The organism is Streptococcus parasanguinis (genome assembly GCF_001578955.1).
Classification (GTDB): domain Bacteria; phylum Bacillota; class Bacilli; order Lactobacillales; family Streptococcaceae; genus Streptococcus; species Streptococcus parasanguinis_U.
On the sequence record NZ_KQ969691.1, the window covers coordinates 258155 to 259309 of the forward strand.

Below are 1155 nucleotides of genomic sequence, written 5' to 3' on the forward strand. Positions count from 1 at the left end.
GAGACATTTTTAGGACTACTTTCAACAGCTTGTTCCATGATGCGGTTCAAGGTCTGATTGGTCAGGGAATCCGTTCCAAAATCATCCACCTGCAGAAGGTCTTTACTAGAGCGACTCTTGACTACCTGTGGCATGACAGAGATCCCTTGGGATTGGGCAAAGAGGGTTTGTTGAATTTCTGGATCCTCTGTCAAAACTTGCATCAACTCCCAAGCTAACTTGGAATGAGAACTTCGGGCTGACATAGCAAAAGAAGTCGTCGTGACCAAGGTTGCCTTGGTTGTTTTTGACTTAGCAGGCATTGGGATACAGGTCCAGGTAAAGTTTGAATATTTAGAAACGTGGTAGGGATAAGGTTTATAGGTCCGATATTGGGCCAAGGTCATGGGATAGAAGGCGACTTTCCCCTGGTCAAAATCTTTAGAGCTCACCTTGTAATTTTTATTTAGATCTTCCAATTTTTGAAGAAAAGTCAAAGACTCTTTGACTTTTGGAGCTGTCAGCTTGAGCATGCCTCCTTGGAAGAGATGACCTCCATTTGCCGCCAAGGCTTCTTTCCAGGTGTATTCTGTGCTCCCAAATTGGTCTAGTTGCCCATCCCCATTGGTATCTTTGGTTAGTTTCTTGCAAATCGTATAGAACTCTTCAAGGGTCCAACCTTCTTTAGGAACCGCGATGCCTTCTTTATCCAAGAGATCTTTATTGACACACATCAAAATCGGATTACTTTCATAAGGTAAGGCATAGGTTTGCCCCTGATAGACACCCGATTCAAAGGCAACGGGATAAAAGGCAGCTTGATCTTTTCGATCCATATAGCCGTTTAACTTTTCTAATACGCCTCGCGCTGCTAATAAGGAAAGATCTTGCTCAGAGACCATAAACACATCCGGCGTCTTTCCTGAGACAATCTTTTCGGAGAGCCAGTCTGAATAATCTGACTGCGGAATCCCGTTTTCATACTCTACACGGACGTGAGGATGGGACTTCTCAAATTTTTGAATCGCACGATCCAAGGCATGGGAACGTTGACTGGTCGGCACATCCCAGCTAGAACCTGCATAAACGCCGATATGGAGGACGGTCGGTTGCTGTTTCCACCAATAGAAACCCGCGCTCGCACAGAGCACAACAAGGAGACCGATCCCCCAACAA

1 protein-coding gene is annotated in these 1155 nt (G+C 45.4%); it reads right to left on the reverse strand.

Annotation, left to right across the window (positions count from 1 at the left end; genetic code table 11):
• A partial coding sequence (locus SPADD19_RS08020) for an ABC transporter substrate-binding protein (protein WP_241496552.1) occupies positions 1–1155 on the reverse strand: 1155 nt, incomplete at both ends.